We start from the raw sequence: 17,239 nt of genomic DNA on the forward strand, positions 1-17,239 counted from the left end.
CGGGGGGGGGGGCCCCCCCCCCCCCCCCCACGTCGCCGCGCACCCGGGCGGCGGTCGATGCCCGGCCGCCGTCCGCCCTCGCCCTACCGGCCGCGCCGCAGCGCCCCCGGCACCGCCGACAGGTCCTGCTCGGCGATCTCCGGGTGCGCCAGCAGCACTTCGCGGGCCGCCGCCAGCACCGGGCCGCCGCCCGCCAGGGCGAGGTCCTTGGCGGCCAGCCGGACCGGGAAGTCCGACCCCGTGCCGAACGCCCGGGCCGCCACCCCCGCGAGCGGCCCGGCCGACAGCACCTCCCGCGCCTGCTCCTGCGGCACGTCCAACTCATCGGCCACCGCCAGGACTTCGCCCAGGACGGTGACGGAGGCGACGATCGCGCCGATCACCACCACCTTCAGCGCCGCGCCCGCGCCCGGGCCGCCGCAGCGCCGTACCCGGCCCAGGTGCTCCAGGACCGGCTGGGCGCGGTCCAGGTCGGCGTCCTCGCCGCCCGCGAAGACCGTCAGGTCGCCGGTGGCCGCAGGGCCCGTGCTGCCCATCACCGGGGCGTCCACCAGGGCGACGCCGTCCGGCAGTCCGGCGCGCAGGGCGGCGGTGGCGCGCGGGCCGATCGAGGACATGTCGATCCACAGGGTGCCCGGGGCGAGGTCGGCCGTGAACCGTCCGGCCAGCTCGGCGACGGCCGCCGGGTCGGACAGCATGGTGACGACGACGTCCGCGCCGCGCACGGCCTCCGCCGGGGTGGCGGCCTCGGTGGCCCCGGCCCCGGTGAGGCCGTCGGCGCGGCCGGGGGAGCGGTTCCAGACGGTCAACGGGTAACCGGCGTCGGCGAGTCGGCGGGCCATCGGCAGGCCCATCCGGCCCAGTCCCAGAAAAGCGATCTTCTCCATGGCCGCCACGCTAGGCAGCCGCAAGCCAGGCGACAAGCGAATGTCCAGCATGGTAGTCATGCGGAATGGACATGGCTTGGCTGGACGTCTTCCGCACCGTCGCCCACCTGGGCTCCTTCACCGCCGCCGGTGAGCGGCTGGGCTTCACCCAGTCCGCGATCTCCCGCCAGATCGCCACCCTGGAAGCCGAGTTGGGCACACCGCTGTTCGACCGGCTGGCACGCGGGGTGCGGCTCACCGAGCACGGCCGGGCGCTGCTGCCGCACGCCGAGGCGATGCTGGAACGGCTCGACACCACCCGGCGTGACCTGGTCGCCCTCACCGAACTCACCGCCGGACGCCTGCGGGTCGGCGCCTTCGACAGCGCCAACGCCGCCCTCGTGCCCGGCGCCCTCGCCGCCTTCCGCGCCGCGCACCCGGAGGTGGCGATCAGCCTCACCGAGGGGCTGGCGGCGCACCTGCTGGACCTGCTCGCCGAAGGGGCGATCGACCTCGCGCTGGTCGCCTCGTACACCGAACCCGCCGACGCCGGCGAGCAGTTCGACTTCCGGCCGCTCATGGACGACCCGGTGCTCGTCGCCCTCCCGCGCGGCCACCGCCTCGCCAGGCGCCGCCGCCTGCGCCTGGCCGAACTCGCCGACGAACCCTGGATCGCCGCCCGCCGCCACGCCGAATCCACCCTCCTCGCCGCCTGCGTCCGCAGCGGCTTCCAGCCCCGCATCGAGTACACCGTCGCCGCCTGGACCGCCAAACTCGGCCTGGTGGCCGCCGGATTGGGCATCACCCTCATCCCCTCCCTCGCCGCCCGCGTCACCCGCCCCGGCATCGCCCTCATCCCCCTGCACCCCGACGACACCCCGGTCCGGCAGGTCTACACGGTCACGCGGCGCGGCCGGCAGGTGCCCCCGGCAGCCGAGGCCTTCGCGGCCCTCCTGCGCGAGGGCGCCGGCTAACGGCGCGCGGCGAGGACGGCGGTCAGGGCGCTGACGGCCGGGCCGCCGAGGAGCAGCACGGCCGGGTGGCGGGGCCGGGACTGCAGGGTCAGGCGGAAGCCGCCGACGCGGAACTCCAGGAACGGGCGAGGGGGACGGGAACGCTGCTGTCGGCGCATGGGGATCTCCGTGGACGGGACGACTTCTCGGTACAGCGCCCATCACAATGGTCTGCACGGTGGTTGCGTCAGGTCGCAACCGGAACTTGCGGTGGGAGAGCGCAACTTGCCGACGGCGCAACACGGAGACCGGCACGGGGTGCCCGTGCGGAGGGGGCTGGCCCCGCTGGACGAGCGGCTGTCGGAGCCGGAGCGGCTCTGTGCGGAGCGCCTGCGCGAGTTGCGAGAGCGGATCGGCCTTACCTCGGAGGAGTTGGCCGACCGGCTGAGCGGGGACGGGATCAGCATCGACAGCACTCGGCTGTCGAAGTTCCTCAACGGCCGGGAGGTGCCCCGCCGGGAGATCGCGGCCCGGCTCCACCTTCTGGTGGCCGAGCGCGAAGGTGTACCGGTCGACGCCGACGAGCTTGCGCGGACCCGGTCGGCCATGTACGCGGCGGCGCGCGTCCGCAGTCCGCTCCAGGCCCGGGAGTTCGAGCTTGCCACGGCCCACGAGGACCTCTGCCGCCACCGTGCCCGGACAGTACAGGAGTTGGCTGACCTCCGGAACGAGCTCGAAGACGAGCGCAAGCGGCGGAAGGACGCAGAGGCCGCGTTGGAGAACCTCGGCATCCGCAGCCGGGAGGAGGCCCGCATGCTGACCGGGGAACGGGACGCGGCGCTGGACCGCATCGCCCAGCTGGAGAACCAGATCCGGCAGGCGGGGGCCGTGCTCAGGCTCCGTGAGAGGGATGTCGCGGCCCTCGACCAGCTCATGTCCGCAACAGACACCGAACTGGTGCTGTGGGAGATGGGCGGCCCGGGTGGTCTGACGGGGATCCGTGCGGCGGTCGTCTGCCTGCGGGACGCCGACGAGGACGCGGCCGCGGACCGCCTCATCGAGCGTATCGCGTGCGGCTACTCCGTGCGGGACGTCATGCGTCTCGTCGCCGAGTTCGAGGCCATGCGCCGCGTCTACGACAGCACCGGTGTCGAACGAGCGCTTGCCCGGTTGCGAAAGCCTGTCGACCTCTTCCACTGGCTCTCCGGCGAGGGCCGCGAGAGCAAGGCGCGGTCGGCTGTACTGACGGCGGTGGCTTCGTTCGCGCCGGTCGAGCACCTGGTGCGGATTCACAAGGCCTCTGTGGAACATGGAAGTTCCGAGCTGGACCAGGCGCTGCGGAAGGCCATGGTCGCGGAGCGGCGAGCGGTCCCGGAGGACATCGACGACGTGTGGGCCGAGGACCTCCGGAAAGGACTGGCCGCCCTGAACGAGTGGAGGGCGACCAGTCCGTAGCCGCCCTTCCTCAGCAGACGGTGTCCGCTGCCGGCAGCGCCCCCGTCGACAGGTAGGTGTCCACCGCCGCGTTCGCGCACGGGCTGTAGCCGTTGAGGGTGAGGGTGTGGACGCGGCCGGGGACGGTGACCAGGCGGGAGCCGGGCAGGCGGGTGTGGACGGCGAGGGCGCCCTGGTAGGGGGCGTGGGTGTCGCCGGTGGCGTGGAGTTGGAGGGCGGGGACGGCGTTGCGGACCTCGACCGGCGGTTCCAGCGGGGCGCCGCGCCAGGAGGCGCACGGGACGGGGCCGTTGTAGACCGGGCCGAAGACCGGCTCGGTGGCGCGGGAGTGTTCGACGGCGTCGCGGTACCACGCGGCCGAGCGGGGCATCGCCACGTCGTCGCACACGATGGCGACCGTGGACGACAGGCCGGCGCCGGCCTCCGGGCCCGGGGCGAGGAGCATGGTCAGCAGCTGGTGCAGGGCCGGGCCCGCCTGTACCGGCCGGCCGTCGGCGGCGTCCAGCAACTGGCGCAGCGCGTCCGCGTATTCGGCGCTGTCGCGGTCGTCGCTCTGGAAGACCGCGAGCAGGACCGGCAGCAGGGCGCCGTCGAGCCGGTAGCCGTCGACGGCGATCGGCGTCGCCTCGGCCCGGCGGACCAGGCCCTCGACGGTGGACCGCACCGCCGCCGGGGTGGCGCCCAGGTGGTGGGCGGCGTCGCGCGGCGCGGCCCAGGCGGCGAAGTCGTCGAGGGCGCGCTCGTTGGCGCCGCCCATGTCCTGGAACACCCCGATGCCGTACCGCGCCGGGTCGAGGGCGCTGTCCAGCACCAGCCGGTCGACGCGCCGGGGGAACAGCTGCGCGTACACCGCGCCCAGCATCGCGCCGTAGGACTGCCCGAAGAAGGAGGTCCGCTGCTCGCCCAGCGCGGCGCGCAGCACGTCGACGTCCCGGGCGGTGTTGCGGGTGGTCAGGTGGGGCAGCAGGTCCGGGTACTTGCTCCAGCAGGCGTCCGCGTCGGCCTTGGCCAGGCGCCAGGCCTGCTCGAAGCCGGCCTGGCCGGTGCCGGTCGAGCGCAGCCAGGTGCCGCGCGTGAGGCCGCAGTTGGGGCCGCCGGCGCCGACCCCGCGCGGGTCCATGCCGACGAGGTCGTAGGCCGCCGCCGTCCCGGGCGCCAGCTGCTCCCGCAGCGCGGCCGGCATGTCCAGCCCGCGCTCGCCGGGCCCGCCGGGGTTGGTCTGGAGTATCCCGCGCCGTTTGGCGGGGTCGGCGGAGCGGATCCGGGAGACGGCCAGGGAGAGGGTGCGGCCCCGCGGCTCGCGGTAGTCCAGCGGGACGGTCAGGGCCGCGCACTCGGCGCCGGCGGCAGCCAACTGCGGGTCCTGGCAGGCGGACCAGGCGAGCGGCTGGCGGTGGAAGCGCTCCAGCGGGTCGGCGGCGGGGGAGGCCGAGGACGCGGGGGAGGCGGGGGCGGCCGCGCCGAGTACGGCGGCCGCGGCCAGGGCGAGGGCGGCGGCGAGCGCCGGTGCGGTCTTCATGTGGGCCACCCTAGAAGGGAGTTGACCATCGCAGAGCTCAGGGTCCTGGAACTGCCTTGACCTCAAGGCGGCTTGAGGTCCTACGGTCGGCCGTGTCCTGACGACCAGGTGAAGGAGTACCGGACATGACGATCAAGACCTACGAACCGCAGACCATCGCCGCCCAGCCCATCGGGGCGTGGACCGGCGAGCTCTTCCGCCGCCTGGTGGTGGACGGCCTGCGCGTGCAGCTCGCGGTGGAAGGCCTCACCCAGCCGCACTGGTGGACGCTCAACCACGCCGCCGGCCGGCCCGGCGGGTGGACCCGCACGACCCTGGCCGAGCGGCTCGCCCCGTACGACGACCAGGGCACCGCCTTCGACGCCGTCTTCGACGACCTGATCGCCCGCGGCTGGCTGACCGAGGACGCCGACGGGGCGTTCACCCTGACCGAGGAGGGCGAGGCCGGCCGCCTGCGCGCCCGCGAGCGCAACCTGGCGGTCAGTGAACGCGCCCACGAGGGCATCGGCACCGAGGAGTTCGTGACCACGATCAATGTGCTGCGCCGGATGGTGGCGAACCTGGGCGGCAACGGGAACCTCCCCGACTGACGGCGCCCGGGCGGCACGGGGGAGGCCGAGGACGCGGGGGAGGCGGGTCGGCAGGAGGAAATTGACCCATGGAAACGGTCGCTGATTGCCACCTGATCGTGGGTCTTTCCGGCCATAGGTTGGTCACATGACGACGACGAGGAACACCGCCCCCGCCGCCCCCGCCACCACCGCCACCGCCCCCGTGCTGACCCGCTGCGCCGAGGCCGAGATCTGCGCCGACCCGAGCTCCACCATGACGCTGCTCGCCGACTCGGCCCCGGGCGAGGGCGGCTTCACCGTCTACCGCTCCACCTTCGCCGCCGGCGCCCCCGGGGCGCCCGCGCACTTCCACACCCGGGCCTGGGAGCTGTTCTTCGTGATCGGCGGCTCGCTGCGGGTGCTGGTCGGCGAGGAGGTCACCGTGCTGGGCGCGGGCGACTTCCTGGCCGTGCCCCCGCACACCCCGCACGCCTTCGCCGCCGCCCCGGGCTCCGAGGCCGACGTGCTGTGCGTGTTCGCGCCCGGCATGGACCGCTTCGACTACCTGCGCCTGCTGGGCAGCGTCATGCGCGGCGAGACCGCGCCGGGGGCGATCGCGGCCTCGTCCGAGCGCTTCGACAACCACTACGTCGACAGCCCCGCCTGGCGCGCGGCCCTGGCGGGCGACGGCGCCTGAGACCCGCGGGGCGGCTCGACGGGCCGGGTCCTCGACGGGCCGGGGCGCTCGACGGGCCGGGTCCGCCCGGGTGTGGAACGGTGGAAGACCGGAAGTCCCGGCTGCGAGAGGAGTGGCCATGTCGTCGAAGCGCCGCCGCAAGAAGAAGGCCAGGGCCAAGCACGGGGCCAACCACGGCCGCCGCCCCCAGTGCTGAAACGCGGCTGAACGGGTGAGCCGGTGAGCGGGTGAGGGCGCCCGGACGGGCCCGGAGAGGCCGTCCGGGCGCCCCGGCCCCACCGGGCACCCCCCGCTCAGAGCCGCCCGCGCCCCGCGAAGCCGCCGCGCGCCACCTTGTGGTACTGGCAGTAGTCGACCCAGCCCGCGCCGAAGGCCAGCTCCAGGACCACGCCCCGCCCGTCCGCACGGGCCTCGTCCAGCAGTCGCGCCGCGTCCGCGTCCGGCGGGGTCTGCTCCAGCACGAAGAGCCGGTTGGGGTACGGGCCCGCCGGGATCGGGTCCCGGGGCGGGATGCCGGGCCGGTCCCAGGTCAGCTTCGCGCCGGGGCTGGACAGGCAAGGGGGGTCCATCCGCCAGCCGTTGGCGTCGACGCCGCCGTCGCGGTACCAGCGCAGCGCGTGCTCCAGGCTCCCGTGCGGGTCCGGCCCCTGCCCGTTGGCCTGCCACTCGGCCACGTTCGCCGCCTCGATCCGCCGCAGGACGTCGAGGACGTCCTCCCGGACGACGAAGTAGGCGCGGGCGTGGATGCGGCAGACCAGCAGGGTGTCCCGGGGGTGGTCCAGGCCGTAGGTGGACGGGCGGGTGGACTGGTCCAGTACTTGGGTCAGCAGGTGCTCGACCCCCTCCACCGCTCCCAGCGCCTCGACCAGCCCCCGGATCCGCTCCCGCTCCGCCGCCCGGGCCGCCCGCGCCGTCGGTGAACCGATCAGCCTGAGCTTGCGCCGCTCGGTCGGCCAGTGGTGCGCCCGCAGCGACTGCACGCCGTTGAGGAGCGGGTTCACCAGCATGACGACGAGGTACACGAGGCTCGTCGCCACGTCCTTGAGCAGCTTCTTCACCGGCAGGGATCCTCTCGGGTCGCGCGCGTCCGCGCCCACACCCTGGCCCGCCCGCGCCGCGGCCCGCAATCCGCCCCCGTACTCAACTCCCCAGCGTGCCCGAGCCGTTGCCGAGCGCGAGCACGAGCGCGAGCGCGAACGCACGCCGTCCGCCGCCGCCCGGACCGCGTGCGGACGGCGGCGGGACGCTGCCGCTACTTGGTGCAGGTCACGTCGGCCTCCGGCAGGCGCCCGCCCGCCAGGTAGGCGTTGACCGTGTCGTCCACGCACGCGTTGCCGTACGTCCCGTACAGCCCGTGCTGGTCGGCGCCCCGCAGGGTCAGCAGCCGGGAGCTGGGCAGCAGCCCGTGCAGGGCGACGCCGTCCCGGTAGGGGGCGCGCGGGTCGCCGGTGGCGGAGAGGATCAGCGCCCGGGCGTCGCGGCGCACCTCGGTGGGCGCCTCGCGCGGGGCGTCCAGGAAGGCGCACGGGGAGATGTTGTCGAGCAGCGGGCCGGACAGCGGGTAGCGGGCGCGGTCGCGCTCGATCCGGCGCCAGTACTCCTCGGGATCGCGCGGCGCCGTACCGTCCGCGCACAGGATGGCCTGGGAGACGCTGCCGGCCTGCGAGCCCTGCGGGGTGAACAGGAAGCGCAGCAGGGCGGTGGTCTCGGCCGAGGGGGTGACCGGCCGGCCCGCCGCGGCCTCGGCGAGCACCGCCATCAGCTCGGCGAGGCCCGCCCGTTCCGCGTCGGAGTCGCCCTGGAGGTTCCCGAACACCAGCAGCGGCACCCGGGTGTCGTCGAGTTCGAAGGCGTCCGTGCCGGTGCCGAGGACGAGCGGGCGCGCCGAGGCCGTCCCGACCGTCCGCAGCACCCCGGCGACCACCTCCTCGCGGGTGCGGCCCAGCCCGTAGGTGTCGTTGCGCCGCGCCGCCCAGTCCGCCCAGTCGGCGAACGCCCGCTCGTTCGCCCGCACCATGTTGGGGAGCAGCTCCGGCCCGACGTGGTCCGGGGCCAGCGCGCCGTCCAGGACCACCCGGTCGAAGCGGCCGGGGAACATCTGGCTGTACACCGTGCCCAGGTAGGTGCCGTACGAGAGGCCGAGGTAGGAGATCCGCCGCTCGCCGAGCGCGCCCCGCACCACGTCCATGTCCCGGGCCGCGTCGCGGGTGCTCGCGTGCGGCAGCAGGTCCCCGGCCGCCGAACGGCACCGGGCCGCGAGGTCCCGCTGGAAGGCGACCTGGCGCTCGAAGGAGGCCCGGGTGGTCCCGGCGGAGGTGATGTTGTAGCCGATCGGCCAGTCGCAGTCGAGGGGGGCGCTGCGGCCGGCGAAACGCTGGTCCAGCCCGACGATGTCGAAGCGGGCGGCGGTGTCCTTCAACGCGGCGTGCACCCTCGTCGGCGCGCCGAGCGTCGGACTGCCGGGGCCGCCGTCGTTCAGCAGCAGCGTGCCGATCCGGTGGCGGGTGTCGGTGGCCTTGATCCGGGAGAGCGCGAGGGTGACGGTGCGTCCGCCGGGGTCGCCGTAGTCGAGCGGCACGGTGACCTCCGCGCAGCGGGCGCCGGCCTTCTCCAGGTCGGCGCCCACCTGGTCGTCCGGGCCCTGGACGCAGCTGTGCCAGTCGGGGCGCTGCTGGTAGTAGCGGTCGAGCGCCTGGGTGGTGGCGGCCTGGGTGGGGACGGCCTGGGCGGCCGTGGTCAGGGCGGCGGCGAGGGCGAGGCCGGCCGCGAGGGTGCGGCGGCGGGCGCGCGGCCCGGCGGGGCGTGGTTCGGTGCGGTGTGGCTCGGCGGTGCGGGGGCGTGGTTCGCTCATGACGTCTCCTCGGCGGTGCGGGGCCCGGCGCGGGCCGTGGCGAAGGCAGGGGTCGTGACGACGATCGCGGTACCGGCGGCCGTGTCTACGGAGGACACCTGCACCTGTGCGAGCTGACGGTACGTCAAAAAACGGACGCCGGGGACCGGATGGTCAGTGTCAACGGCATTGACATCCCCGCCCGCCCGAAGTGGAGGTGCTCCCGTCCGGCCCGCCGTCGCCGGGCGGGCCGGACGGCGGGCGAGGCCGCTGTCGGTGGCGTGTCCTACGGTGATGCCGTCGGCGGGTACGCGGTGCCCGCCCGAGCACCGCCCGATGGAGACGACGATGACCCGCACCACCCCGAAGCGCGCCGTGGACCTGGAGCAGCTGTTCCCCGAACTGGTACCGCTGCGCCGCGACGCCGTACGCCTCCACCCGCGCGCCGGCAGCCCGTCCGCGGCCGAGAGCTCGGTCGGCGGGCCGCCGCTGTGGCCCGCCGACGAGCCGTGGCCGCTGTGCCCGAGCACCAGCCACCCGGGGGAGTGGGGCGGGCCCGCCGCGGAGGGGCCGGTGCCGCTCGTCCCCGTCGTCCAGATCCACCGATGGGACGTGCCCCAACTCGCCTTCCCCGCCGGGACGGACCTGCTCCAGGTGCTCTGGTGTCCGTTCATCATCGGCCGCTGCCCGACCGCGACGCCCCTGGTGCGCTGGCGGAGCTCCGAGGAGGTCGGACCGGCCCTCGCCGCCGTGCCGCCGACCGTGGGCACCGCGCCGAAGGACAGCATCCCGGCACCGTGCGTCCTGCACCCCGAGCCGGTGGTCGACTACCCGAGCTGGGACATGCCGGAGGACCTGGGCCCGGAACTGCGCGTGCGGATGGAGGAACTGCGGGCCCGTACCGGCCTGCGGTACGGCTACCACCTGGCCGAGGCGCCGGGGATCAAGCTCGGAGGGTACCCGGGCTGGACCCAGGAGCCCTGCTGGCCGGACTGCCCGACCTGCGGGCGGACGATGGAGCACCTCCTGACGGTGAGCAGCTGGGAGTACGACGGTCAGTCGTACCGCACCTGGCTCCCGCTGGAGGACCGGGACGACGAGACCGGCGAGGAGCGCCGGGACGCCGACGGCGGCCGCGGGGCGCACAGCCCCGCCGGGCTGATGATCGGGGACGCGGGCGGGGTGTACGTCTTCGAGTGCCGGTCCTGCCCGGACCGCCCGGTGGACCACCACTGGGACTGCTCCTGAGGCGCCGCCGCCTGCCCGCCGGGGGCGGACGGGCAGGCCGGAGCCCTTCGCCGGGCCTAGGTCTTCGGCCCGTTACGCCGTCCGTGGCGTCCCGCCTACGGTCCTTGCCGTGGATACGACGGACACGACAGGCATTCTGGACGAGGCGCTCCAACGACTGCACGCCTCCGGGCCCGAGCGGCTCGGACGGCTCACCAACCACGCGCCGATGGCCGTCGAGGCCCTCGCCGCCCACGGACAGGCGCGGTCGGTGCACCGCTGGCTCGACCTGTACGCGCGCAAGCTGGAGGACTTCCCGCCGCGCGTCGAGCCGGTCACGGACGCCAACTGGCGTGCGGCGCTCGGCGATCCGAGCCGCGTGGCCGACTGGATCGACCACTTCGAGCGCCAACTCGCCGACCACCCCTGGCGCGAGGTGCTCGCCCGCTGGTGGCCCCGGCTGCTGCCCGGCCTGTACGGCGGCTCGACGCACCCGGTGATCCGGGTGGGGCACGCCGTGCGCACCCTGCTGTCCGGCGGCGAGGCCACCGGGCCCCGGCTGGCCGAACTCGCCCACGGCCTCGGCTACTGGGCCGCCCGCCACCGGCCCGTCGCCGCCCTCGCCACGCTGCCCGGCGTGCTGTCCGGCGCGGCCGCCGCCCTCGACGCGGTGCCGCCCATCGCCCTCCAGGACGGCGGCTTCCCCGCCCGGCTCGACCGCGTCACCGCCCTGCCGGCGTGGGCGGCCGGGGTCACGCGGCCGCAGGAGGCGGCCGACCGCCTCGCGGAACTGGTCCGGGCGGCGACCCACCGCTACGCCGCCTACGGGCACGGCGAGGAGACCATGCTCGTCCACGCCGCCACCGCGCCCAACGCCGTGCTGCGCGCCCTGCCCGCGCTCCCGCCGGACCTGTGGCCGGCCGGCCTGCGGGCGGCCTGGACGGCGTCGGCGGCCGTCACCGCGATGTACGCGCCGACCGAGCCGGCGGCCTGCACCCCGCCGGGCACCCTCACCCCCGAGGAGGTCTTCGAACGGGCCCTGGCGCACGGCGACGAGCACGTGATCAAGCTGGCGGACACCGCCCTCGACGTCGGCGACGCCCCCGCCCTGGCGGCGGCGCTGCGCGCCGTGGAGCTGAGCGCCCCGCTGGGGTGAGGCGGGCACGGGGCCGGACGCGGAAAGGAAATCGGTACCGGGGCGCGTCGTCGGATCCGGCGGCTTGAACGTGTACACCGGGGCGGCAACTCCCCGATGGCGCATGCCCTCCGACCCTCTGGCCCCGTCGACCCCTCCGACCGCTCCGACACCGACGGCCCCGACGGCCCCGCCCCCAGGGCCGCTTCCGGCAACCCCGCCGCAGTCCCGCAGGACGGCATGCCCTCCGAAGAACGGCGCCGCCACCGGGTGCTCCGCAACCGCGCACCCCACCACCTTCACCGCGAAGGAGTCCTGACCATGCGGAAGCTCATCATCGACCTGGTCGAGCGCACCGTCGCCACGTACGCCGTGGCGTTCCTCGGCCTGCTGCTGGCCGACAAGTTCGACCTCACATCGATCGGCTCGCTCAAGGCGGCGGCGGTCGCGGCGCTGCCGGCGGCCCTGACCGTGCTCAAGGGCGCGGTGGCCACCCGCATCGGCGACCCGGACTCGGCCGCCCTGCTGGGCCGCAGCAGCCGCGAGTAGCCGGGCCGGCATAGGAGAGGGGCGGGGCGCCATCCGGCACCCCGCCCCCTGCAACGTCATTGACGTCCAGTCAGCTGCCGATCGGGAACTCGTCCCCCCGGATCGCGGTGATGAAGGAGTCCCAGGCGGCGGCCGGGAAGAGGAGGGCCGGGCCGTGGGGGTCCTTGGAGTCACGCACGGGAACGAGACCGGGGAACCCGGGGGCCACCTCGATGCACTCGCCCGCGTTGTCCCCGCTGTAGCTGCTCTTGCGCCACTGCGCCCCGCTCGGATCGGCGTTCTGCATACCGGTACTCCTCCGTTACTTCGGTCATGAGGGCATGGGAGTCGTCGACTGAGAGTACAGACCCGCGGACAAGGTCGAAGTCCCGGCGGGCCTCCTGCACGATCGAAGGGGCGTCGCTGAAGTGCCCCCGGTACAGGCTCTCCGAGTAGACCCACTCCTTCCCGTCGGGCAGCTCCAGCAGCACCACCGATGTGGTCGGCAGCTTCCGCGTCCTGCAGGCGAACGGCGCTACCTGGATCAGAACGTTGGACCGTTCCCCGACGGAGAGAAGGTGCTCCATCTGCCTTCTCATGGTGCCCGGTCCGCCGATGACGCTGCGGATCGCGCTCTCGTGGAGGACGACGATCATTGACGGTCCGTCGTCGACCAGGTAGCGGTCCTGCCGACCCAGCCGAGTCGCCACCCGTTCGGCCAGCCACTCCGGGTTGTTCCGGGCCTCGCCGAGGCGAAAGATCTCGTAGGCGTACTCCTTGCACTGAAGCAGCCCGTTGATCCGCATGTACTGGAGCACCCGGGCGGCCACGGCTTCCGCTTCCAGATCGACGTACTTCTGGAACCAGTCGGGGTGCTCGATGTCCGCATGCCAGTCCACCCGCTCCCAGAGCCGCACCAGCAGGCCCCTCATGCCGAGCAGCTCGTCGGCTCGTTCGACGGTGTCCCTCGGCATCGAGCGCTTGCCGCTCTCGTACCGGGTGATCACCGTTCGGTGGCAGTGCAGGAGTTTGCCCAGTCCTTCCTGCGTGTAGCCCGCCAAATCGCGCGCGAAGCGGAGCGCTTCACCGAACATCACGGCCGGGTTCGACGTGAGACCGTTCTCCAAACGCCGATGTGGCATCCCAAATCCCCTCAGGTACTGCGGGCTCCGCACTCCGATGTGATCGTCACCGTAGCCTCGGCGTCCTACGGTTGATACCGGAATGCGGCCTTTTGCTTGCGCAGCGTCATGGCGCGCGCCCCCGGCGTGCGCCCTTGCCGCCGTCCGCTGTCCGGACGGGACGGGCTCGGCCCCGACAGGCGTGTGCGGGAAGCCGGTCGGGCCGGCTTCCCGCACAGAGAGGGCTCGCGTTCCTCACCTGCGCCGTGGGGTGGTCACTGGTTCCAGTCGACCGTGGAGATGGGGCCGAGGTCCCGCGCGATCCTGGAGAGCGGCTGGATGTAGGTGTAGGGATCTATCGAGTTGCCGGTCGAGCCGCCGGTCACCGTGCCGACGGCGAGGCTGCCGTAGAGGGCGGCCCCTCCGCTGTCACCGCCTTCGGACTTCATGCCGAGGACCTTGACCTGGTTGTACGAGGTGTACGTCTCCGTCTGCCCGTTCGGCAGCCTCCTTTCCGTGGTGTAGGTGGAGACGCCGTCCTTGAACTTGCCGCACCGCCAGCCGCTTGTCACGCCCGAGGCGCAGATCTCCCCGCCGTCGACTATCTCGTTGTCCGCGCTGCGGATGTAGTCGTTGTAGAGGTTGTAGCCGTTGGACGTCTTGACCGCGCGCCCGCCGGGGGTCCAGCCCCGCGGGTTGTCCATCGCGATCAGCGCGTAGTCCGAGGCGGGGAACTGCCGGTCGAGGATGCGGCCGATCCGGGTGTTGCCCTGGTTGTCCCGCCAGCTGTCGTCGCGCCGGACCGTCGGGTTCGACTGCCCCAGCCAGCAGTGGCCGGCGGTCACCAGGTAGGTCACCCCGGCCTGCTTGATCATGATTCCGGCCGAGCAGGTGCCGGTGTCGGCCTCGTCCCGCAGGCCGTCGCCCCCGACCAGGCCGGTCCGGGCGTAGGCGGTCCCCTGGTGGGTGGTGACGCTGACCTTCGCGCGGTCGGGGCCGGTGATGCCGGCCGTCCGCAGCAGCGCCTCGGTGTCCGTTCCGGCCGGCACGTCGAGTGTGACGCGGTCGGCCTCGGTGTCCAGGGACCAGGAGCTGTCGCCCGGCGTCAGCTTCTTCTCCGAGGCCGCGTTGAGCCGCTCGTGCACGTCCCGGAGTTCGGCGGTGGTGTAGGCGGCGCGCTGCGGGATGATGCCGGCGGCCCGGGCCGCGCGCTCCCCCTCGTCGTCCAGCACGTTGGCGTGGACCTCGCCCTTCATCACGTCGAGCCACACGCCCGCGGCCTTGTCGCCCTGGCTGTCGCGGAACGCCCGGGCGGTCTTCGACAGCCCGTCCTGCGCGGCGAGGCGCTGCGCCACCTGCTGCTCGGGGAGCCCGAGTTGCTTCGCCAGCGCGTGGGCGGCGCCTCCCGGGGCGGCCGGGGGCGTCAAGGCGACGGTTCCGGTGGCCGAGGCCACGGCCGGGCTCTGGGCCGCGGTCGGTGCCAGGGTCACCCCGGCGAGCAGGAGCGCGGTTCCGGCCCTGGCGAGGGTCTTCCTGGAGACCTTCATGGTCTTCTCCTTCGTGCGGATCGAACGTGGTGGGTGGAGGGGGAGCGGGCGCCGGGCCACCGCTCAGGCGAGGATGTTCATCTGCGAGGACATCAGCCGGTACTGGCCGGAGGCGTAGTCGTAGGAGACGTAGCCGGTCCAGTACGCGCCGATCAGCGAGTCGGTGAGCTCCCTGGTGAAGGTGTACGAGGTGCCGTACGAGGCCCACTGCCAGGCGCCCGAGACGTAGGAGTTCACGCCGCACTTGTCCGGGTCGCAGTTGTACAGCCCGACCCAGTCGTACTTCCCGACCGGGTTGCCGTTGTAGTTCCAGCCGATCGTGACGACCTGGGTCTCCTTCACGTGGACGGCGGCGGCCCAGGTGCTCGGCGTGGACTGGGCCGCCGCCGCGGCGGCCAGCAGGGCGAGGGCCAGCGCCGCCGCCTTCGTCGACAGGGCCATCGGCTCAGTCGATGTGGGAGCGGTGGGACTCGATGATGCGGTACTGGCTGGAGGCGTAGTCGTAGGAGATGTAGGCCGTCCAGTAGTCGCCGCTGACCGCCGGGACGCTGGTCAGGTACGAGGTGCCGTGGTTGTAGGCCCACTGCCAGGTCTCGTAGTTGTCGATGCCGATGGCGTTCGGGTCGCGCTTGTAGAGGCCGATCCAGTCGTACTTGCCGACGTTGTTCGGCGGGGTCCAGTTGATCTGGACGTAGCCGCCGTTCTTCTCGGCCCAGGTCGTGGGCGCGTCCGCCGCCAGCGTCGAGTTCGGCGCGCTCTGGACGCTCTGGACGCCGGCGGGCACCGCCGCCGAGGCGGTGGCCGTGCCCGCGAGGGGCAGGGCGACGGCCGTCACCAGGGCCGCGACGGCGGCGGCACGGGTGCGAAGGGGAATACGGGACATGCGAGTCCTCCAGGGTCGTCTGCCGGCGGCCCCACCTGGCGGCCGCCGAGTCCGTGACCGGACCAGGACCACGCTCGTGGACTCCCGCAGACAAGCGGTCAACGTCCTGTCGACACCCTGGTCACCACGGCTGCGGGAACCCCCCGCCGGGCTCCCCGGTAGACAACCGATGAACGGCGCATCAGTGAACTCCCGTACCACGCGCATGATTTCAGGAGGACAGTCCTCCGCTACGGGGGCCCCGCGCAGGGCGGGGGATGCGAGGGCCGGGGGGAAGGGTGGTGGCGGGCTCGTCACAAGTGGAGCGCCCGCCACCGCCGGAGTGCAGAGAGACCGCCTCGGGCCACCGGGGCCGGGCGGTCTCTGCTGTTCGGGCGGGCCCATGCGCCAACACGGCCCGCTGCCGATGTTCCCGAGAATGTTGGAGTGAACAGCGCCCCCCGGGTTCCGGACCCGCAGGTCCGGGTGACGCCGCTGTCAATCGTCACACCCGGCCAGGACGGCTTACAAGGGCGCGCTGCACAAAGGCGCATCAAAATCCGGTTTCGATTCGCTGAACTGCGGCTTCCTGGTACGGCGTTCGCAAGATTTCAGGTAGGGGCCGGGACTGTCGCGCATCAATCGACGCGATGTTCGCGGAACCGATTGGGATTCACCCATATGCCTGACAGAGTGTCATCCGACGGGCACCCCGTGCGACGCCAACCGCACAAGTGCCCACCCGTTGGAGTGGACAGTGATATAGGAGGGTTCCCTCGATGACGAGGAAGCGGAACAAGCGCGTCCCCATCCCCTGCGCGGACGGCGTCCCGAGGCCCGCGCGCCGCCCGGCCCTGCCCTGGCCGTTCGTGGCCGGACAGTCGTCCGTGACGGCCGTGACCGCCGGTCAGGTGGCCGTGGTGATCGTCGTGGTCGTCCTGACGGTCGCGCTCACCGCCGCCCTGGTGGCGACCGGCATGTCGGCCGGAGTGGCGCTCGAACTGACCACCGGGGGCTGGCTGTTGGCCTCCAGGATGCAAAGGGGACGGGCCTAGGGGAGAGCGCCTGCCTGCGATGGGACGCCGAGAGAACCCGATCGAGACGACCGAACCGGCGCTGAGCCGACTGGCCGCCTGGCTGCGCGAGCAGCGCGAGCAGGCCGGGTTGACGTACAGTCAGCTCGCCGTTCGGACCAACTACCACGCCACCACCCTGCAACGGGCCGCCAGCGGACGCTCCCTGCCGAGCTGGAAGGTCGTCGAGGCCGTCACCAGCGAATGCGGTGGCGACCTCAAGACGGCCCGGCGCAAGTGGGTCCACGCCAACTACTGGGCCCACGTGCCCCGCCCCTCGGGGAGCCGGCGGCTGCGCGCGCCGAGGCGGGTCGACCCCCAGCAGGTCGACTCCTTCGCCGACCTGCGCCGGGCGATGCACGAGATGCGCCGCAAGGCCGACTGGCCCTCCCTGCGGGAACTGGACCGCCGGGCCCGCGACCGGGGCGGGCGCCTGCCCTCCAGCACGCTGGCCCTGGTCCTCAAGGGCGAGGCCCCGCTGCGCAAACCCGTCTTCCTCGCCTACATGGAGGTCTGCGGGGTCCGGGAGGCCCGCCGCGCCCTGTGGGCGGCGGCCTGGGACCGGACGAACAACGCCCGCACCCCGTTCCCGGTGAACTCGCGCACGTACCAGAGCGAGTTCACCCGGGCCATGCAGTCCTCCAGCGCCGGGACGTCGACGGACATCCTGTTCCGGCTCTGGATGACCCTGCGCACCAACCTGGCCGCCGACCGCGACGAGGGCCCCGGCCACTCCGGCGCGGCGGGCCGCGGAGGCACCGACGACAACCCGCCGGTGCTCGTGTGACCCGGTCCGCGGCCGGGACGCGCCACCCGCGTCGTGGCGGCCGGTGATCCGGGCGGGGTGGGTCGACCTGTCCGAAGCGCTGCCCGAG

Annotated in this window: 19 protein-coding genes; 9 read left to right on the top strand and 10 right to left on the bottom strand. The window is 73.7% G+C overall.

The window, feature by feature from the left end; genetic code table 11:
* Positions 1-83: 83 nt before the first annotated feature.
* Positions 84-887 carry an NAD(P)-dependent oxidoreductase gene (locus ACWDCZ_RS33680; RefSeq protein WP_449817831.1) on the bottom strand — a complete coding sequence of 268 codons (804 nt, stop codon included), beginning with the start codon at positions 885-887 and terminating at the stop codon, positions 84-86.
* A 71-nt stretch (positions 888-958) separates the two neighbouring features.
* Between ACWDCZ_RS33680 and ACWDCZ_RS33685 the strand changes: the two genes are divergently transcribed.
* A complete protein-coding gene (locus tag ACWDCZ_RS33685; RefSeq protein WP_449817832.1) occupies positions 959-1,840 on the top strand; it encodes a LysR family transcriptional regulator in 882 nt (293 codons plus the stop codon).
* On the opposite strand, the gene ACWDCZ_RS33690 is transcribed toward ACWDCZ_RS33685, so the two are convergent.
* Positions 1,837-1,998 carry a hypothetical protein gene (locus ACWDCZ_RS33690; RefSeq protein WP_159028502.1) on the bottom strand — a complete coding sequence of 54 codons (162 nt, stop codon included), beginning with the start codon at positions 1,996-1,998 and terminating at the stop codon, positions 1,837-1,839. The two genes, ACWDCZ_RS33685 and ACWDCZ_RS33690, sit on opposite strands and share 4 nt — an antisense overlap.
* 91 nt (positions 1,999-2,089) lie before the next feature.
* Here ACWDCZ_RS33690 and ACWDCZ_RS33695 point away from each other — a divergent pair, with 91 nt between their 5' ends.
* Positions 2,090-3,274 carry a helix-turn-helix domain-containing protein gene (locus tag ACWDCZ_RS33695; RefSeq protein ID WP_449817833.1) on the top strand — a complete coding sequence of 395 codons (1,185 nt, stop codon included), beginning with the start codon at positions 2,090-2,092 and terminating at the stop codon, positions 3,272-3,274.
* Between the two features lie 10 nt (positions 3,275-3,284).
* Here ACWDCZ_RS33695 and ACWDCZ_RS33700 read toward each other — a convergent pair whose 3' ends face one another.
* Positions 3,285-4,793 carry an alpha/beta hydrolase gene (locus tag ACWDCZ_RS33700; RefSeq protein WP_049653585.1) on the bottom strand — a complete coding sequence of 503 codons (1,509 nt, stop codon included), beginning with the start codon at positions 4,791-4,793 and terminating at the stop codon, positions 3,285-3,287.
* Between the two features lie 125 nt (positions 4,794-4,918).
* On the opposite strand from ACWDCZ_RS33700, the gene ACWDCZ_RS33705 reads away from it, so the two are divergent.
* Both ACWDCZ_RS33705 and ACWDCZ_RS33710 read left to right on the top strand, forming a co-directional pair.
* Positions 4,919-5,383, top strand: a complete 465-nt coding sequence (locus ACWDCZ_RS33705) for a MarR family transcriptional regulator (RefSeq protein ID WP_049653576.1) — start codon at positions 4,919-4,921, stop codon at positions 5,381-5,383.
* Positions 5,384-5,510: 127 nt separating this feature from the next.
* Positions 5,511-6,041, top strand: a complete 531-nt coding sequence (locus ACWDCZ_RS33710; RefSeq protein ID WP_449817834.1) for a cupin domain-containing protein — start codon at positions 5,511-5,513, stop codon at positions 6,039-6,041.
* Between the two features lie 293 nt (positions 6,042-6,334).
* Here ACWDCZ_RS33710 and ACWDCZ_RS33715 read toward each other — a convergent pair whose 3' ends face one another.
* Both ACWDCZ_RS33715 and ACWDCZ_RS33720 read right to left on the bottom strand, forming a co-directional pair.
* Entirely contained in the window at positions 6,335-7,099 is a 765-nt protein-coding gene (locus ACWDCZ_RS33715; protein ID WP_449817835.1) for a hypothetical protein, read from the bottom strand.
* Between the two features lie 194 nt (positions 7,100-7,293).
* Positions 7,294-8,892, bottom strand: a complete 1,599-nt coding sequence (locus tag ACWDCZ_RS33720) for an alpha/beta fold hydrolase (protein WP_449817836.1) — start codon at positions 8,890-8,892, stop codon at positions 7,294-7,296.
* 327 nt (positions 8,893-9,219) lie between these two features.
* On the opposite strand from ACWDCZ_RS33720, the gene ACWDCZ_RS33725 reads away from it, so the two are divergent.
* The 3 genes from ACWDCZ_RS33725 to ACWDCZ_RS33735 all read left to right on the top strand — a co-directional run bounded on the left by ACWDCZ_RS33725 (position 9,220) and on the right by ACWDCZ_RS33735 (position 11,782).
* Positions 9,220-10,119 carry a DUF1963 domain-containing protein gene (locus ACWDCZ_RS33725; protein WP_449817837.1) on the top strand — a complete coding sequence of 300 codons (900 nt, stop codon included), beginning with the start codon at positions 9,220-9,222 and terminating at the stop codon, positions 10,117-10,119.
* 109 nt (positions 10,120-10,228) lie between these two features.
* Positions 10,229-11,254 (top strand): questin oxidase family protein, encoded by a 1,026-nt coding sequence (locus ACWDCZ_RS33730; protein ID WP_449812868.1) that lies wholly within the window; start codon positions 10,229-10,231, stop codon positions 11,252-11,254.
* Between the two features lie 300 nt (positions 11,255-11,554).
* Entirely contained in the window at positions 11,555-11,782 is a 228-nt protein-coding gene (locus ACWDCZ_RS33735; RefSeq protein ID WP_449817838.1) for a holin, read from the top strand.
* Positions 11,783-11,852: 70 nt separating this feature from the next.
* Here ACWDCZ_RS33735 and ACWDCZ_RS33740 read toward each other — a convergent pair whose 3' ends face one another.
* The 5 genes from ACWDCZ_RS33740 to ACWDCZ_RS33760 form a co-directional block, all read right to left on the bottom strand.
* The gene (locus tag ACWDCZ_RS33740; RefSeq protein WP_449817839.1) at positions 11,853-11,990 is read right to left on the bottom strand and encodes a DUF397 domain-containing protein; all 138 of its coding nucleotides are present in this window, start codon (positions 11,988-11,990) and stop codon (positions 11,853-11,855) included.
* Complete coding sequence (locus ACWDCZ_RS33745) at positions 11,953-12,888, bottom strand: helix-turn-helix domain-containing protein (protein ID WP_449817840.1); 936 nt, start codon at positions 12,886-12,888, stop codon at positions 11,953-11,955. The genes ACWDCZ_RS33740 and ACWDCZ_RS33745 overlap by 38 nt, the downstream gene beginning before the upstream one ends.
* A gap of 269 nt (positions 12,889-13,157) precedes the next feature.
* Complete coding sequence (locus ACWDCZ_RS33750) at positions 13,158-14,429, bottom strand: S1 family peptidase (protein WP_449817841.1); 1,272 nt, start codon at positions 14,427-14,429, stop codon at positions 13,158-13,160.
* A gap of 63 nt (positions 14,430-14,492) precedes the next feature.
* Positions 14,493-14,870, bottom strand: a complete 378-nt coding sequence (locus ACWDCZ_RS33755; RefSeq protein ID WP_449817842.1) for a hypothetical protein — start codon at positions 14,868-14,870, stop codon at positions 14,493-14,495.
* 4 nt (positions 14,871-14,874) lie between these two features.
* Positions 14,875-15,312, bottom strand: coding sequence for a hypothetical protein (locus ACWDCZ_RS33760; RefSeq protein WP_375874347.1), 438 nt, complete (start codon positions 15,310-15,312; stop codon positions 14,875-14,877).
* A gap of 758 nt (positions 15,313-16,070) precedes the next feature.
* Here ACWDCZ_RS33760 and ACWDCZ_RS33765 point away from each other — a divergent pair.
* Both ACWDCZ_RS33765 and ACWDCZ_RS33770 read left to right on the top strand, forming a co-directional pair.
* On the top strand, positions 16,071-16,346 hold the full coding sequence (locus tag ACWDCZ_RS33765) for a hypothetical protein (protein WP_117485175.1): 276 nt from the start codon (positions 16,071-16,073) through the stop codon (positions 16,344-16,346).
* A 19-nt stretch (positions 16,347-16,365) separates the two neighbouring features.
* Entirely contained in the window at positions 16,366-17,151 is a 786-nt protein-coding gene (locus tag ACWDCZ_RS33770) for a helix-turn-helix domain-containing protein (protein WP_449817843.1), read from the top strand.
* Positions 17,152-17,239: the final 88 nt, after the last annotated feature.

It is taken from the genome of Kitasatospora sp. NPDC001225, assembly GCF_053597855.1.

Excerpts from the sequence above, each read along its gene's own strand:
- ACWDCZ_RS33770 (WP_449817843.1), top strand. The coding sequence starts at position 16,366 with ATGGGACGCCGAGAGAACCCGATCGAGACGACCGAACCGGCGCTGAGC.
- ACWDCZ_RS33735 (WP_449817838.1), top strand. The coding sequence starts at position 11,555 with ATGCGGAAGCTCATCATCGACCTGGTCGAGCGCACCGTCGCCACGTAC.
- ACWDCZ_RS33765 (WP_117485175.1), top strand. The coding sequence starts at position 16,071 with ATGACGAGGAAGCGGAACAAGCGCGTCCCCATCCCCTGCGCGGACGGC.
- ACWDCZ_RS33710 (WP_449817834.1), top strand. The coding sequence starts at position 5,511 with ATGACGACGACGAGGAACACCGCCCCCGCCGCCCCCGCCACCACCGCC.
- ACWDCZ_RS33720 (WP_449817836.1), bottom strand. The coding sequence starts at position 8,892 with ATGAGCGAACCACGCCCCCGCACCGCCGAGCCACACCGCACCGAACCA.
- ACWDCZ_RS33705 (WP_049653576.1), top strand. The coding sequence starts at position 4,919 with ATGACGATCAAGACCTACGAACCGCAGACCATCGCCGCCCAGCCCATC.
- ACWDCZ_RS33680 (WP_449817831.1), bottom strand. The coding sequence starts at position 887 with ATGGAGAAGATCGCTTTTCTGGGACTGGGCCGGATGGGCCTGCCGATG.
- ACWDCZ_RS33760 (WP_375874347.1), bottom strand. The coding sequence starts at position 15,312 with ATGTCCCGTATTCCCCTTCGCACCCGTGCCGCCGCCGTCGCGGCCCTG.
- ACWDCZ_RS33685 (WP_449817832.1), top strand. The coding sequence starts at position 959 with ATGGCTTGGCTGGACGTCTTCCGCACCGTCGCCCACCTGGGCTCCTTC.
- ACWDCZ_RS33700 (WP_049653585.1), bottom strand. The coding sequence starts at position 4,793 with ATGAAGACCGCACCGGCGCTCGCCGCCGCCCTCGCCCTGGCCGCGGCC.
- ACWDCZ_RS33690 (WP_159028502.1), bottom strand. The coding sequence starts at position 1,998 with ATGCGCCGACAGCAGCGTTCCCGTCCCCCTCGCCCGTTCCTGGAGTTC.
- ACWDCZ_RS33725 (WP_449817837.1), top strand. The coding sequence starts at position 9,220 with ATGACCCGCACCACCCCGAAGCGCGCCGTGGACCTGGAGCAGCTGTTC.
- ACWDCZ_RS33755 (WP_449817842.1), bottom strand. The coding sequence starts at position 14,870 with ATGGCCCTGTCGACGAAGGCGGCGGCGCTGGCCCTCGCCCTGCTGGCC.
- ACWDCZ_RS33750 (WP_449817841.1), bottom strand. The coding sequence starts at position 14,429 with ATGAAGGTCTCCAGGAAGACCCTCGCCAGGGCCGGAACCGCGCTCCTG.